Below are 14,771 nucleotides of genomic sequence, written 5' to 3'. Positions count from 1 at the left end.
TGTTCAGTCCTCCATCTCGCGCCCGGTTAGCCGCAAGAACACATCCTCGAGATTGGGGGGACGCTGCAGAAGGCGCAGACCCGCGCGCCCGCGTAGCTGCACCAGCACCTGCTCCGGATCGGGTGCATAGCAAAAAAGCGTCTCACCGCTCACCTCGATGCGCTGTGCGTACGGCCGGATCAGCGCACCCAGTTCATGCGGATTGCCGCCGTAGACCTCGACCACGTCACAGCCGATCTGCTCGTCAATGAGTGCGGACGGGCGGCCTTCGGCGATCTTGCGCCCCTCCTCCATAACGCACAGCCGATCGCACAGCCGCTCGGCCTCTTCCATGAAATGGGTAGTCAAAAGAATAGTCTTGCCCCGCGCCAGCAGCGATCGCAGCCGTTCCCAGATCAGGTGGCGGGCCTGCGGATCGAGGCCGGTGGTCGGCTCGTCCATCACCAGCAAGTGCGGGTCATTGATCAGCGCACGCGCGAGCGTCAGGCGCCGCTTCATGCCGCCGGACAGTTCGGCGACGCGCGCATCCGCTTTGTTCTCGAGGCGGGCAAACTCAAGCAGCGATGGTATGACCGCTTCGATCTGGCGTCTGCTCATCCGGAAGTAGCGCCCGAACACCAACAGGTTCTCGCGTACAGTGAACGCGGTATCAAGATTGTCGAACTGCGGGACCACGCCGATGCGCATACGTGCCAAACGCGCGCGCGCCGGCACTGGAGCGCCGAGCACAGTAATCTTCCCCGCATCAGGCGATGTCATGCCGAGGACCATACGCGCAATCGTGCTTTTGCCCGCACCGTTCGGTCCCAGGAGCCCGAAGCATTCCCCCGCCGCAACGCGGAACGACAGTCTGTCGACAACGAGCTTGTCATAAGTTTTGCTTACGTCAGTAAGATCGATCGCTACCATGGACATGGGTTCATTTTACCGAGAGGGACGCCAAGACTGGCGGTTGCTTGGTTGCCTGCCGGACCTGAAACTGTGACTCGTCTTCGCCATCCCAGCCGTCGATAACGAACTGATCGACATCACAAGGATTTAGCCCCTGTTCCGCCAAAGCGGCGACAATTGCGTCGAGATTATCGATGGTTTGATAACGCGGATTGTTGTGCCGCTTTTCCTGCTCAACGCAGAAGACGAGCCGTCCATCCTCGACAAGGGCGATCGCCCCATCATGGGTCAGCTTGGTACCACAGATGCGCATAGTGTCTCCACGTTAACGGCGATAGATTCGATTGATCAGGAAGCGGAAAGCGGGTTCCGGAAACGGACGAGCAAGCAGTCTTCGTTGACCGACTCGCCCCGACACTCAAGACGCTCTACCTCGATCAACGTTTCGTTCAGCATGGCGATGACCGGCTCAGCACCAGCGGCGTGACCCCAGCGACGGCAATTAGCATCCCTTGCCGATCCGAAGATCAGATGCCCGCCTGGCGCAAGCACCCGCACCAGGTTTTTGACGGCCGCGCGCATCTCGGCTATGTCTTCGAGGTAGTATAGGACCTCCGCCACAACGATCAGGTCAAACAACTCGTCGGTCGAAAACTGTTGAACATCGGAGACTATCCAGTTGATGCGCGACGGCTCCTTTATCCGTTGACGTGCTCGAGCAATCGCTTGCGCCACGACATCGATGACGGTGAGCCCTTGGCAGTTGGGAGCTAATTTTTCCGTGAATGCGCCGGCAGCGCACCCGACTTCGAGGGCATTTGTAATGGAGCCTTGGGCAAGCGCCAGCTGGAGCATTTGCGTGTGGCGCTCCCGCTCGAACGGATTGCCGTCGAGGCGCCACGGATCGTCTGCGGCCAATTCCCGATCGAGCAACTGATGATTCATGTTCTGGGTCAAACTCGTCCACCTCTCGTCCACCTAGGTAATTAGCGATCACTCGTCGCCGCAGATGTTGCTCGACAGCGCTAATCCCGAAGAATCCGCGCAAGATTGAGCCTGCGAAGCGGAGCCGCATGCGGTGAGAATTCTGCCCTGCTTGATCCAGTGATCGGAGTTTGGGTGGGGGTCTGTTTTCCCCCAGTGTTCGATGTAGCGACAGCAGAGCTTCGCGACAGCCAATCGCTATTGCTCAATGTACACAGTGCGTAGGCCTTCAAGGGAAGTAAGAGAAAGATGTTGATGAACGTGTGCAGGGAAAAGCCCAGAAATCGAAACTGTCGAGCACGAAATGCTACCACGCTGCATCGGAGCATGGTCATGGACACAATCATCAGTCCTGTCCACCAAGGCACAGTGCCTGTCAGTGCGAAATGTGCGAGGCCCGTTAGTACCGATAGGGCGAGGAGTAGCGGCCCGAGATTCTGTCCGACCACGTCCAACGTGAGATAGCTATTGAGGCCGGGCAGCAAGCGCAGCCCAAGCAGCGTGTCCCGGAATGTGCTTCGTGCCCAACGGAGTTGTTGGCGCAGATACGGTCCGAGTCTGTTCGGAACGACTGTGGCCGCGATGGCGCCCGGAACGTACTCGGTTCGAAAGCCTGCTTTCAGCATGAGGATAGTGAGATGGCGATCCTCCCCGAAGTCGCTTGGCTTGCCCCGAAAAAATTGCGACTCGTACTGGTCCAGTAACAAAAGGAGCGCAGACCGGCGGTACATGGCACATGGGCCGCAACAGCACATAACGGCACCGAAGCGAGCCTGTGCCGCGCGCTCCTCGTTGCAAGCCAGCCAGTACTCCATGTCTATCAGCCTTGTCAGCCAGCTCTCGCTCCGGTTACTGGCAATCAACTGACCCATGACTGCGCCGACCGCTGGATCTCGCATCTTCGGTACAAGCTTGGTGATGACGTCGGACGCGAGTATCGTGTCTGAATCAACGTTAAGCACCAAATCCCCGGATGAGCGGCGTATCGCGGCGATCTGCGCCTTGCGCTTTCCAACATTCTCGGGAAGCAAAATGATGTCGAACCTAGGGTCGCGCGCGTAGGTTTCGTGGACAGTTCCTACGGCTTCGCGATTTCCAGAACCGTCATCAACCACATAGACCCGAAGTCTTCCGGCGTATTCTTGGTCTGCAATGGACGCCAGGCACTCTGAAAGCGTGCGCGGATCCTCGTTGAAGCAGGGGACGATGACATCCACGCTGGGCAGTTGATCGGAGCCGACGAGATCCTCCAACGCCGATGAGTCGTTTGTCGGCAGAGCATAAATCCCCTGCATGCTCTTATAAGCAGTCGAGAGCAGTGCATAAAGCGAAATGGCCACAGTGCTGGTTGTACCAAGAAGAGTCATGGGATCTCGTTTGTTCAGTGATGTTGAGGAAGTGAGCGGATTACAAATCCGCGCTCGTGAAGTGCTGGAATCAGCCGGGACAGCGCCGTGACCGTCTGGTCGCGCAGACCGGCGTGAGCGCCCTGGCTCAACTCGCCGGGAGGGCATCCGTCGTGCAAGAGTACGATTGCGCCCGGCCGGACAGAGGCGAGCACGGTATCGATAATCGCGTCGACCCCAGGGCGAGACCAATCTCGAGGGTCGACGGACCAATGGAGGGCCGTTAGCCCGGCGATCTGTGACGCTGTGAAGACTTCTTCGCTCCAGGCCCCGTAGGGCGCGCGAATATAGCGCACTGAGGCCTGAGGGCACGCCCTCATGATGGCGCCGTTCGCTTCAAAGATCTCACGTTGCACTTCGCCGAAGCCGCATTTGTACAGATCCGGATGAGTCATCGTGTGGTTGCCTAGCTCGTGCCCTTCTGCAAACATTCGTTGGATTAGATCCGGGTGCTCTAAGGCGTAGGCGCCGATGACGAAGAAAGTCGCCGGCACCCGCTGCTCTGCCAACACATCCAGAATCTCCGGTGTGACAAGTGGATTGGGACCGTCGTCAAACGTCAGATAAACGCTGCGACGGCCGGTGCCGTCAGAGCACTCACGGCGCACTTCGTACAAGCAATCGGGACGGCTCATAGCTCTGGTCCGTTCCGATCGATCATCGTGCCCGTGGGCCATTCGCTGATCGGCCGTCCAACTGCCAGAACAATGGTGAGTGCGTCATCGATGCGTGTGGGCGGCAGGTCGAGGCGCGCCTCTGGTCGGGTGGAGCGCACGCGAATTCCCGACAAAACGGCCAAAGGGCTGTATCGCCGCCCGAACCTCTCAACATGATTCCGCAGCGCGTCCCGGACGGTTCCGAAAGCGAATGGAACGCCAAGCTCCTGCAGTATTGGAAGCATGATATGGATTGAATGGGCGATTCCGAGACCCTCAAGATCCGGACGTACCCCGTACAGGCCCAGCTCAGCCACCAACAGATCGACCGCGTCAACCTTGATGAAACGGCGCAGTATGCCCATGTGAGCCGCTACACCGCTCGAATCATAGGCGATTGCGCGGAGTTCAGGCCTGGCTCCGGCCCAGCTTCGACTACCTTCGAACGGTTCTGCGTTGGACGCCCCAGTCGGCCCGTAGGTATTACGAAAGAACTGGGCGAGCTCGACGTGGTCCGAGAGCTGCAACTCGTTTTCCCAGCACAATTTCCACTGCACCTGAGGGCGCATTCAGGACCTCTCTTCAAAATAGTTTCTTGCGGGCCGCATTACCCGGCCAAAGCGGCGGCGTTGTTGGCTGCACTCAACCGTTGTCGTTAGCGAAGGTGAGCCAGCCGGTGGGGCTCGCCAGTGAGCTCTCTCGATGTTCCCGCCCGTGTCGCGGCGCCGTCGATTTGAGCTTGACGTCGGTCATTTACGTTCCTCTAATGCATGGTTCGTAAATTCGTAAAATTGATTGTTTAGATGATGCCCATCCACACGCTGGATAGATCAGGATATGCGGTTTAAGGGGCTGGATCTGAATCTCCTCGTTGTGCTGGACGCTCTGATCAGGGAGCGTAAAGTCACTGCCGCGGCCAACAGTATTAACCTGAGCCAGCCGGCCATGAGCGCCGCCGTCGCTCGGTTACGCGCCTACTTCAGCAATGAGCTATTTACGATGAACGGCCGCGAGCTCATTTTGACACCGCGCGCGGAGGGGCTTGCCCCAGCAGTCCGGGACGCATTGCTGCACATCCAGCTATCGATTATTTCCTCCGACGCCTTTAACCCAGCCCAATCGGATCGTCTCTTCCGAATCATGCTTTCCGATTACCTCACGCTCGTGCTTTTTAAGAGGATCGTAGAGCGTACTGCGCGGGAAGCTCCCGCCGTCCGCTTCGAATGTCTGCCTATTTGCGACGACCCCGAGGAGCTTCTCCGGCGCGGCGACGTTGATTTTCTGATTATGCCGGAAGTGTTCATGTCGAAACATCCTCGCGCAGCCCTGTTCGAAGATATGCTCGTATGCGTAGGCTGCGGCACGAACAAGCAGCTGTCAGAGCCACTTACATTCGAGCGATACTTGTCGATGGGGCATGTCGTGCTCAAATTCAGGCACACCCGGCAGCCCACCATGGAGGAGTGGTATTTGCTCGAGCACGGTTTCGAGAGACGTATCGAGGTCGTCGTACAGGGCTTTAGCCTGATCGCGCCCGTCCTATCAGGCACCAACCGCATCGGGACCATGCCCTTACGGCTGGCGCAGCATTTCGCAAAAACAACACCCCTGCGGATTGTCGGACTTCCGCCGCCACTTCCTCATCCCGCATTCACGGAGGCCGTCCAATGGCCTGCGCTTCACAACACTGATCCGGCAAGCCTGTGGATGCGGGAAATGATGTTGCAGGAGGCATCTCGCCTGGCGCCTTTGCCTGAAAGCTATTGAGCGTCTCGGGCACGACCATCCGACCTGGCAGTTAAACACCGCCCGCAAGAATATGTCATTAATCAGCATGTTAGGCGCGCTCCGGCGCGTGTTACCACTACGTTTTGGGGGTGATCTCAGGCGAGTTGTTCGTCCAGGTTGTGTGGCAGAGCGATGCCAGCTGCCTTCAAAACGTTGCCCACTTTGGCCGTGACGTGGTGGTGACGACGCGAGCATCCTTTTCGATGGTGGCTTCCTGGAGGCGGTCGCGATCGCGTAGGAGCGGTTGCCATTCGGGCGTCAGGCCTTTGGCCCGGCAGAGCGGCGCAGTTCCTTGCTGAGTACGAGGGCCAGGAACGAGCAGAACACATGTCCGGGTTGGCACTGAATTGACTGCCGCCTCCGATTTCGCGTGCGAAGTCCCAGAAGGTGTTTAGCCCCACTCAAATGCCAACTTTGCCGGCCATGCCGCGGCTTTTCACGCGCGGCCAGGCGAGGAGATGGCGGTCGACGAGCTCGATCCCAATGGACTGTGCCGGCCTCGCTCGGCTACTGGCGTGAGGCATCCTTGACGACACCGCCCTGCACCGACAACGTCGAGATGTTGGCAATGAAGCCGGTTGAGGTCGACGCTGCGGTGTAGGGAATTTACCTCGCGCTTCCGCCTGAACGCGCGGCCGATCCGTTCACTCAGTCGGCGCTTTCATCCTGGGCCGCGGCTGTGGCTTGTGGGGTGCGGCTACCCCGCGGGGATGGATCATCAATCAACTTTCTCTCATTTATGAAAGGAAACTCCCCGCTTACGATAGAATCCATCAGCTTCATATATTTTCCGGCAGATGGATGTCGAACGGCAGAAATGTCTGTCCTGGTGTTTCAGCAGTGCCGGTCTCGATAGCCCGCGTCATCAGCGTTATCAGCTCTTGGGAAAGCCGGCGCATTGGCGTGGCGACCGCCATCGTGATGATGTTATCTGCGAGTGCCGCCCGAGATTCCGGCGTGATTTCATTCACGATTGCGACGAGATCGCGACTTTTACCCTCTTCCCGGACCGCGGAGATGGCGCCCTCCATGCCGCCGCCGGCGACATAGAAGCCGACGAGCTCGGGTTCCCGCTGCATGAGATCAAGCGTTGCCTCATAGGTGACCTGCCGTTTCTCCAGGTTCACAAGCGGATCGAGCACCTCGAACGTCGGCGCGTTCTCACGGCAATAGGAGCGAAAGCCGACGTCACGGAGCTCGTGCCCCTGGAAACGATGGCTGCCGACAAACACCGCCACCTTGCCGGGCCGTTTTGCGACCTTGGATACCATCCAAGCGGCCGTGCGCCCCACCTTGCGGTTGTTGAGGCCGATATAGCCCTGTCGCACGCCGGCGGCGAAGTCGGAAAGCAGCGAGAAAACCGGAATGCCTTTGGCCTTGAGGTCCTCAACCGCTGCTGTAATTTTTGGGTGGTCCGGTGCCACCATCGCGATCGCATGGCAGCGTGCGCCCAAATCCTTGAGCGGTGCGATTAGGTCGCTCGGCATATGTGACGGGGCGAATTGGATGAGCGGAATGCCGTGGAAGGACTGGGCCAAATTGACCGACGCTTCGACCTCGCGCGCAAAGTCTTGGTAGAAATGCTGGGCCGGTTTTCTCAAGATGAAGCCCAGACGGTAGCACGGTAGGTCTCGCCGCAAGCGCTGCTTGATGAGCCCGGCAGCATGATAGCCGATCGCGTGGGCGGCGTCGTGGACCCGCCGCGCGGTCTCCTCGCGCACCGGATGGCGGGCGTTCAGAACCCGATCGACCGTTGCTACGCTGACTCGGGATTCGCGGGCGAGATCGGCAATTGTGGGGCGCTTGGTCATGGGTCCTATTCTGATTGGTTTTTGACGCAGGCTGGCTCTCTGTCACCTAGCGCGATTCGACAATGGTTTCGGGTGGGCAAAGTGAAGACGCCCGCATACTGAATGATCGACAGCGTATTGGACTGCTCCAGACGTAGACCGGCCGGGTATAACGGAAGGTGCATTCGCTTAGGGCGGCGATGATTTGCACTCACACATTTAGCGCTTCTGATACATGGTCCGTGAGGCGCCGTTTAGAGCCTGCGAGTCGATCGTTCAGGTCATGTGACCAGCTTGGCGAAACCGGTCGCGGTGCGTCGACCTTACTCGGCGGAGGATAGCCGGTTTGATGCCTCGGCAAGCTGATGACCGCAGAAGGCGGCTTTCATCTGCGCTTGGTCCAATTCTCCTTCCCAGCGGGCGACGACGAGGGATGCCACTGCGTTACCAACGCAATTAGTCAACGCCCGGCATTCGGACATGAAGCGGTCGATGCCGAGTATCAGTGCCATCCCAGCAACGGGAACACTCGGAACTACGGCGAGCGTAGCAGCCAGGGTGATGAAGCCCGCACCTGTGACACCTGCAGCGCCCTTGGAGGAAAGCATCGCCACGAGCAGCAGCAGCACCTGATCGCCGATTGACAGGTCCGTGTTCGTCGCCTGCGCGATGAAGAGGGCCGCCAGGGTCATGTAGATATTCGTGCCGTCCAGATTGAACGAATATCCGGCCGGGATGACGAGACCCACAACCGAACGCCTGGCGCCCGCCTTCTCCATCTTCTGCATGAGCGAGGGGAGCGCGGCCTCCGAGGAGGACGTTGCGAGCACAAGCAGCAGCTCTTCCTTGATGTAGCGAATGAGAGAAAAGATCGAAAAGCCGTTGTAGCGGCAGACCGCGCCGAGAACCCCGAACACGAAAAGAAAGGCGGTGAAATAGAACGTCGCGACCAGCATCGCGAGGTTCACGACCGAACCGATGCCATATTTGCCGATCGTGAAGGCCATTGCGCCGAAAGCGCCGATCGGCGCGGCCTTCATCAGAATGCCAACGAGCTTGAAGACAGGCGCGATGAGCGCCTGAAGGAAGGAGACGACAGGCTTGCCCGTCTCTCCGGCCGTCGCCAGCGCCATGCCGAACAGAACCGAGAAGAACAGGACCTGCAGGATGTCGCCTTCCGCGAAGGCACCGACAATCGTTGGCGGGATGATGTTCATCAGGAAGCCGGTGACCGACTGCTCGTGGGCCTTTGCGGCATAGGTATTCACGGCCTGGACATCGAGCGAGGCCGGATCGATGTTGAGGCCGGTGCCAGGCCGGACGACATTGGCGACGATGAGGCCGACGATCAGCGCGAGCGTCGAGAAGGTGAGGAAATAGACCATTGCCTTGCCGGCGACCCGGCCGACCTTGTGAAGATCGTTCATGCCGGCAATGCCGGTCGCAATTGTCAGGAAGATGACAGGCGCGATGATCATCTTGACCAGCTTGATGAAGGCATCACCCAGCGGCTTCAGGCTCTCGCCGGTCCCCGGATAGAAATAGCCAATTGCCACGCCGAGGGCGATGGCGGCAAGCACCTGCGCGTAAAGCTTGGCATAGAAGGGTTTGCGGGGCGCGGGACTCGCGCCGCGGACTTGTGCAGCTGACACTGTTTCTCTCTCCCTGACCGGATCGAGGTGGTGTGACTTCTCCCGGGCTTCTCCCTATCGCGGCGCTCCGGTCGAACGCTGCACCAACGCCGCCGCAATACCCATGCCAAATGGATCCGCATGACCTGAACTGACGTTGGGCTCGCCAATGGTGGGATGAGTCCGGTGGCACAAGACGGGAATGACAAGGCCGCCGTCCAGCACGCGCTTGATGTTCTCCGGCAGATTGCCGGTCGATCTCTCTGGCTTGCGGTTTTGCTGCATATCGTGGTGGGCTCCTCGGTTTGCCGACTTTGGGAAGGGCCGCATCGCTGGCACCAGAGCGGAGAATTGCCGTGTTCTTTGCCGCGCTGCCGCTGCAGCGACAGCTTGAAAGCGACGTCGAGACGTAGGGATTGACGCCGCTGTTGCTGACCGCGACGATGCGGTTCAGAAGTTCCGAGCACCGCCGAGAAAGCCGCGCTCGACCGCCAGCTTCGCGCCTTCACACGCGCCGCCGCCGCCTTATCTTCGTCGTCAATATCGAGGAAATGGCGGTTGCCGCGACCGACCAGTGTCGTCGGCAGTGACTATCGCTCCCGCCCCTGGTTCGCAGGCGCTGGTGAATGGCACGGCCCGGCAATTTATACTCGGCGCGGTCAGCCGCTCGGGCACCGCATCGCCGGCGCCGTATTTCTGTCGTTCAACATCGCCGACAAAAATTAGAACTGATAAATTCTATCATAGGCCGCGAGGTTTCCTTTCACGAATGAAAGAAAGCTCGATTGACTATCCCGCCTCGCTCCAGTCTTTTGAAAATCAACGTGTGGTTGCCCCCGTGCAAGCCGAGAACGTGGCCAAGCTTCGTGGAGGGAGAGCCAAGCGATGCGTCAGGGCTCGACCCGCTTTGCACTCGACCACACGGCGGTGGCACGAGTTCACGTCAGAGCATTTTCGCTTTGCCCGCGACGTCGCGGGCGCACATGCCGCAGGCATGCATTTCATTTCGCGAGATCGAGGATCACATGCACCACAACATTCCCAGATCAGAACAAAATGCCAGCGAGTGCCGCATTTCGCTTCCGGATGCGAAAAGGGCTTACCCAAAGTCCGAGACGAACACCGCGGTCCCTTTTGTGCCATCGCACGAGCACGCGCTTGCCGGCATCTTCGAAATATCGAAAGTACTCACCGACCCCGCCCGGCTCGAAGTCACGTTGGCCAAGGTCGTCGATCTCCTGCCCTCGTTTGTGCAGATGCGGCACGGCATCATCGCTCTCTTCGACGCTGAGGGCATACTGGACATCACCGTAGTCACCGGCTGCGACGAGAACAGCGATGAGCGCTCCCGGATGCGTCTGCCGCGCACGGCAATCGATCGGATTGTGACGAAGGACACGCCGCTCGTCGCCGAGAACATAGCGGTGCATTCGGCCTTCACTGCCGCTGACATAGAGGTGCTTGGGGCCTCCGACCCCGTGTCGTTCATCGGCGTTCCCATTCGTGTTGATGGGAACGCCGTTGGCACGCTGACTATCGACCGCGCCTTGGACAGCAGGTCAACGTATCCGCTCGATTATGATGTCCGGCTGCTCACCATGATAGCCAACATGGTGGGACAGACAGTCAAGTTGCACCGCTTCTCCGCGGGCGACCGCGAACGACCGACAGAGGTGGAAGATCGGCTGCAAACGCAATTCTCTGATGTCAAGCACCCTGCACCGCAGCGCAAGAAGGTTCACGTCAAGGGAATGATTGGCGATAGTCCGGCGCTAAGCGCGCTGCTCGAGAAGATCGCAGTGGTGGCTAAGGCAAAGACCACGGTTCTGTTGCGAGGCGAATCCGGTACCGGGAAGGAGCTGGTCGCCAAGGCCATTCACGAGTTGTCGCCGCGCGCCAAGCGGCCCTTCATCAAACTCAATTGTGCAGCGCTGCCAGAGACAGTCTTGGAATCCGAATTGTTCGGTCATGAGAAGGGTGCCTTCACAAGCGCGTTCAATTCCCGCAAGGGTCGCTTTGAGCTCGCCGACAAGGGGACGTTGTTTCTGGATGAGATCGGCGAGATCTCGGCCTCCTTCCAGGCAAAGCTACTGCGCGTGCTGCAGGAGCAGGAGTTTGAGCGCGTCGGCAGCAACCAGACCATCAAGGTCGACGTTCGCGTGATTGCCGCCACGAACAGGAACCTTGAAGAGGCGGTTGCAAGGAATGAGTTCCGCGCCGACCTATATTATCGCATCAACGTGGTTCCCTTGCTGGTGCCGGCATTACGCCAAAGGCGCAGCGATATTCCGCTCCTCGCAGCTGAGTTTCTCAAGAATTTCAACGATGAGAACGGCCGTACGCTGACCTTCGATCCGCGTGCGATTGAAATACTGATGAAATGTGAATTTCCCGGCAACATTCGCGAGCTTGAAAATTGCGTGCACCGGACAGCGATCCTGGCGGAGGGACTATCAATCGGGAGAAACGACTTCGCGTGCTCCCACGGCCAATGCTTTGCCGAGGCGCTGTGGAAGAGCAGGTCAGGCAAGGCCGCGCTGCAACCAGCGCCAATCCTGCCAGAGGCAGTGAATCCGGCCACGCCGCCGGATGCGGCCGCTCGTTCGGCCGCCACCACAGTCCCGCCTGCCGGAGCAACCCACTCATTTGGCGCGAGGACCACCGACGCCGAGCGCGTCATTGCTGCCATGGAAAGATGTGGCTGGGTGCAGGCAAAGGCGGCGCGCCTGCTTGGACTGACCCCGCGCCAGATTGGCTACGTGCTGAGGAAATACGGCATCGAGGTCAAGCGTCTGTGAAAGCATGACTCAGGCGGATTAGCTGAGACCGCTTAGCGGCTTGGCCCGCGCAGGGATGCAGATCCGCGTCCGCGTCAAGTCGATCCGACCGAGGACAGCCTGGCCGAATTCCCGTGGCAGCCGGCGTTGCGACCATCTTGTGAAAGGCGACGCTGCCATCGTCAATCCGTCCGCCATGTTGCTCTCGTTGCGAGCTCATACGGATGCCCCTGTGCGACTGAAACGGAGATAAAATATGTCCGATGCAAAACTGCAAGCTGTGCTTTCGTCTCTTCCGCAAGGGACGCGACAGTTAGATGCTCTGCCGTCCAACGGACCAGCGCCGGACAGAAGTTTTGTCAAGCTGAATACTAATGAGAACCCGTTTCCGTTGCCGCCAATCATAATGCAAAGTGCAGTGGCGGCCCTCAATCGCCAGTATCTGTATCCGGACGACGATAACATCAGCTTGAGGGAAGCAGCGTCCAATACCTATGGCGTATCCACGGATCAGGTCATCGCAGGCAACGGGTCGTCTGAACTGCTCGGACTCATCTACAGAGCTTTCCTCGCCCCTGGCGACAAGGTGGCGATGATATCGCCAGGGTTTTCGTTCAACCGCAAACTTGCCATGTTGCATGGTGCTGAGTTTCTCGAGATCGGATGTCAAACTCATTCGCTGCCAATAGAGCAATTGCTTTCCGGTCCGGCAAAAGACGCCAAGTTCATTCTGGTTGCCAATCCAAACAATCCGACCGGAACATTCCTCTCGATAAGCAATATCGAACGCCTCGTGGCACAATCGGATCGCCTGGTCGTCCTTGATGAGGCCTACGTCGACTTTGCACCCGATCACGGGCTGCGCCTCATCAACCGTTATTCGAACCTTCTGATCTTGAGAACATTTTCGAAGAGCTATGCCGCCGCCGGCATTCGCGTCGGTTTCGGTTTCGGTCACCCTGAGATTATTGGCAGGCTGCGCAACATCCAGAACGTCTTCAACATGAACGTGATCGGGCATGCGGTTGGTATCAGCGTGCTTGCGCATCGCGGCGCCTACGCAGAGAACCACAAGCACATCAGACATGAACGACAGCGAGTGACAGCCGCACTGTCGCAACTTGGATTTTCCGTAACGCCCTCCCACGCAAATTTCTTGCTAGCCCGTGTGCCAGCGGGACAGGACGGCTCATGGTGGCAAGCAGCCTTGGAAAGGCAAAAGATACTCGTTGCCTACTTTCCGGACAATGGTTTGGAACATTGCATCCGCGTCAGCATCGGCACAAAAGAGCAATTGGATGCATTTCTTGCTGCCGCTCGCGATATAGTTGGAAGGTTAAACATACCAAGCACCACGGGCAGGGGAGCGTCAGGCTCTGCCCGTTCGGTACGCTGACGCTAATCCGATATCACACATTGCTATCTTTAGACTTGCTTGGTCACCCAAGCGGACAACATTTTTCTTTAAAATCGGGGATAATATCGAGTGACAAACGTCTTTCCTTCAAACCTAGCCTTCGGCATCTTCGATCATCTGGACGAGGACGGCCTCGATATCGCCCGGCAGTACGAAGATCGCCTGATATTAGCAGAGGCGTGCGATCAGCTAGGGTTCTATGCCTATCATCTCGCAGAGCACCACTGTACCCCCCATGGGAGAGGTCCATCGCCGAATCTGTTCTTATCGAGCGTCGCCCAGCGCACCCGGCGCCTGCGTCTCGGACCCTTGGTGATGCTGCTTGCGCTTTATCATCCGCTGCGTGCGTTCGAAGAGATCTGTATGCTGGACCAGTTGAGCGGTGGCAGGCTCGAACTGGGCATAGGGCGCGGTGCTCTCCCGATCGAATTGAGTTACTTCGGGATTGGTGCGGACGCGGTGCCGGGCCGCTATGCGGAAGCCAGCGAAATTCTTGTTGAAATACTTGTTAATGCCATGAAGGTTGGCACGCTGTGCTATCAAGGCCGCCATTTTGAGCTCAATGACGTTCCTTTGACGCTAAGACCTCATCAGCGTCCACATCCGCCGACATGGGTCGCCGCCAATCGACCCGAGTCCGCAGCCTGGGCCGCTGCGAATGGAGCAAATATCGCGTGTGTAGGACCTTCCTCTTCTGTTCGCAAAACTACTGATGCGTTCCGCGCCTATCAAGAGGACAACGCTGGCGCGGGCGATCAAGCGCCATTTATTGGATTGCTCCGCATGGTCGTGGTTGGGCGTTGTGACACACATGCCTATTCGCTCGCGGCACCTGCTTACGAACGATGGCTCAAGAGCTTCCAATTCCTTTACGAGCTTAACGCTATCCCCACTCCACCCAACCTGCCGCTGACCTTCGATGCGGCAGTCGAGAGTGAATTGTGCGTGGTAGGATCAGCAGCGTCTGTGCGAGAAGCTCTGCTCAGTCAGTTGGAAGAGGCAGGTGCTAACTACCTTCTTTGTCAACTGGCATTTGGGAATCTGCCGCTAGATGCTTCCCTATACACCGCGACGACCATTCAATCCGAAATCATGGCTCGACTTGGCTGACCGTGGAATTGGCGGTCTGATCCGAAGGTAAATCGTTGTAACAGCGCTCCCTCACATTGCTCGAGCGTGCACGTGGTGGGGATTGGGAAATCGTGAGGGAGGCCAAACTGACGACGAGCCGGCGGCACAGATTACCAGGTTTGTGCGTTGGCCGGCATCTGGGCACGGTGTGAGACTCCACGATCCTAAGGAGCTGATGGCCGAGCGCGCCACGGTGCCGGCACGCGTCTGCTCGTCGCGCTCGCGCTAGTCATTGCCCATAGCCGGCCGCAGAGGTTCTTCTCGACCGGGGCGGCGCCGGTGGCGGCTCCCGCATCCAGC

The 14,771-nt window shown here is 58.6% G+C and carries 12 protein-coding genes and 2 pseudogenes; 4 read left to right on the top strand and 10 right to left on the bottom strand.

Features of this window, described 5'->3' with window-relative positions:
- Positions 1 to 3: 3 nt before the first annotated feature.
- The 6 genes and pseudogenes from nodI to NKJ09_RS18035 all read right to left on the bottom strand — a co-directional run bounded on the left by nodI (position 4) and on the right by NKJ09_RS18035 (position 4,506).
- Entirely contained in the window at positions 4 to 915 is a 912-nt protein-coding gene (nodI, locus tag NKJ09_RS18060) for a nodulation factor ABC transporter ATP-binding protein NodI (protein ID WP_023719311.1), read from the bottom strand.
- Between the two features lie 43 nt (positions 916 to 958).
- Positions 959 to 1,204, bottom strand: a pseudogene (locus NKJ09_RS18055) (carbamoyltransferase N-terminal domain-containing protein); the annotation flags it as partial.
- A 35-nt stretch (positions 1,205 to 1,239) separates the two neighbouring features.
- Positions 1,240 to 1,836, bottom strand: coding sequence for a nodulation methyltransferase NodS (gene nodS, locus NKJ09_RS18050; protein ID WP_031194123.1), 597 nt, complete (start codon positions 1,834 to 1,836; stop codon positions 1,240 to 1,242).
- 80 nt (positions 1,837 to 1,916) lie between these two features.
- Positions 1,917 to 3,242, bottom strand: coding sequence for a chitooligosaccharide synthase NodC (gene nodC, locus NKJ09_RS18045; protein ID WP_031194121.1), 1,326 nt, complete (start codon positions 3,240 to 3,242; stop codon positions 1,917 to 1,919).
- A 14-nt stretch (positions 3,243 to 3,256) separates the two neighbouring features.
- Complete coding sequence (gene nodB, locus NKJ09_RS18040; RefSeq protein ID WP_023719308.1) at positions 3,257 to 3,916, bottom strand: chitooligosaccharide deacetylase NodB; 660 nt, start codon at positions 3,914 to 3,916, stop codon at positions 3,257 to 3,259.
- Positions 3,913 to 4,506 carry a NodA family N-acyltransferase gene (locus NKJ09_RS18035; protein ID WP_023719307.1) on the bottom strand — a complete coding sequence of 198 codons (594 nt, stop codon included), beginning with the start codon at positions 4,504 to 4,506 and terminating at the stop codon, positions 3,913 to 3,915. Before NKJ09_RS18035 ends, nodB begins: the two co-directional genes overlap by 4 nt.
- 268 nt (positions 4,507 to 4,774) lie before the next feature.
- Between NKJ09_RS18035 and NKJ09_RS18030 the strand changes: the two genes are divergently transcribed.
- Positions 4,775 to 5,704 carry a LysR family transcriptional regulator gene (locus NKJ09_RS18030; RefSeq protein ID WP_352494956.1) on the top strand — a complete coding sequence of 310 codons (930 nt, stop codon included), beginning with the start codon at positions 4,775 to 4,777 and terminating at the stop codon, positions 5,702 to 5,704.
- 116 nt (positions 5,705 to 5,820) lie between these two features.
- Here NKJ09_RS18030 and NKJ09_RS32505 read toward each other — a convergent pair.
- From NKJ09_RS32505 to NKJ09_RS18015, 4 genes and pseudogenes are all read right to left on the bottom strand, one after another.
- Positions 5,821 to 6,061, bottom strand: a pseudogene (locus NKJ09_RS32505) (IS1634 family transposase); the annotation flags it as partial.
- A gap of 443 nt (positions 6,062 to 6,504) precedes the next feature.
- Complete coding sequence (locus NKJ09_RS18025; protein WP_352687758.1) at positions 6,505 to 7,536, bottom strand: LacI family DNA-binding transcriptional regulator; 1,032 nt, start codon at positions 7,534 to 7,536, stop codon at positions 6,505 to 6,507.
- 302 nt (positions 7,537 to 7,838) lie between these two features.
- On the bottom strand, positions 7,839 to 9,167 hold the full coding sequence (locus NKJ09_RS18020) for a dicarboxylate/amino acid:cation symporter (RefSeq protein WP_352763207.1): 1,329 nt from the start codon (positions 9,165 to 9,167) through the stop codon (positions 7,839 to 7,841).
- 54 nt (positions 9,168 to 9,221) lie between these two features.
- A complete protein-coding gene (locus NKJ09_RS18015; RefSeq protein WP_352763205.1) occupies positions 9,222 to 9,431 on the bottom strand; it encodes a hypothetical protein in 210 nt (69 codons plus the stop codon).
- A 740-nt stretch (positions 9,432 to 10,171) separates the two neighbouring features.
- On the opposite strand from NKJ09_RS18015, the gene nifA reads away from it, so the two are divergent.
- From nifA to NKJ09_RS18000, 3 genes are all read left to right on the top strand, one after another.
- Entirely contained in the window at positions 10,172 to 11,944 is a 1,773-nt protein-coding gene (gene nifA / locus NKJ09_RS18010) for a nif-specific transcriptional activator NifA (protein WP_352763202.1), read from the top strand.
- 235 nt (positions 11,945 to 12,179) lie between these two features.
- Entirely contained in the window at positions 12,180 to 13,319 is a 1,140-nt protein-coding gene (gene hisC / locus NKJ09_RS18005) for a histidinol-phosphate transaminase (RefSeq protein WP_352763200.1), read from the top strand.
- Between the two features lie 90 nt (positions 13,320 to 13,409).
- Positions 13,410 to 14,450 (top strand): LLM class flavin-dependent oxidoreductase, encoded by a 1,041-nt coding sequence (locus tag NKJ09_RS18000; protein ID WP_352763197.1) that lies wholly within the window; start codon positions 13,410 to 13,412, stop codon positions 14,448 to 14,450.
- Positions 14,451 to 14,771: the final 321 nt, after the last annotated feature.

This window comes from Mesorhizobium sp. M0189, from assembly GCF_040322135.1.
In the GTDB taxonomy this organism is placed as follows: Bacteria; Pseudomonadota; Alphaproteobacteria; order Rhizobiales; family Rhizobiaceae; genus Mesorhizobium.
This window is presented reverse-complemented; position numbering and strand designations above follow the sequence as displayed.

Excerpts from the sequence above, each read along its gene's own strand:
- NKJ09_RS18025 (WP_352687758.1), bottom strand. The coding sequence starts at position 7,536 with ATGACCAAGCGCCCCACAATTGCCGATCTCGCCCGCGAATCCCGAGTC.
- nodI (WP_023719311.1), bottom strand. The coding sequence starts at position 915 with ATGTCCATGGTAGCGATCGATCTTACTGACGTAAGCAAAACTTATGAC.
- nodS (WP_031194123.1), bottom strand. The coding sequence starts at position 1,836 with ATGAATCATCAGTTGCTCGATCGGGAATTGGCCGCAGACGATCCGTGG.
- NKJ09_RS18030 (WP_352494956.1), top strand. The coding sequence starts at position 4,775 with ATGCGGTTTAAGGGGCTGGATCTGAATCTCCTCGTTGTGCTGGACGCT.
- NKJ09_RS18035 (WP_023719307.1), bottom strand. The coding sequence starts at position 4,506 with ATGCGCCCTCAGGTGCAGTGGAAATTGTGCTGGGAAAACGAGTTGCAG.
- nodB (WP_023719308.1), bottom strand. The coding sequence starts at position 3,916 with ATGAGCCGTCCCGATTGCTTGTACGAAGTGCGCCGTGAGTGCTCTGAC.
- NKJ09_RS18015 (WP_352763205.1), bottom strand. The coding sequence starts at position 9,431 with ATGCAGCAAAACCGCAAGCCAGAGAGATCGACCGGCAATCTGCCGGAG.
- hisC (WP_352763200.1), top strand. The coding sequence starts at position 12,180 with ATGTCCGATGCAAAACTGCAAGCTGTGCTTTCGTCTCTTCCGCAAGGG.
- nodC (WP_031194121.1), bottom strand. The coding sequence starts at position 3,242 with ATGACTCTTCTTGGTACAACCAGCACTGTGGCCATTTCGCTTTATGCA.
- nifA (WP_352763202.1), top strand. The coding sequence starts at position 10,172 with ATGCACCACAACATTCCCAGATCAGAACAAAATGCCAGCGAGTGCCGC.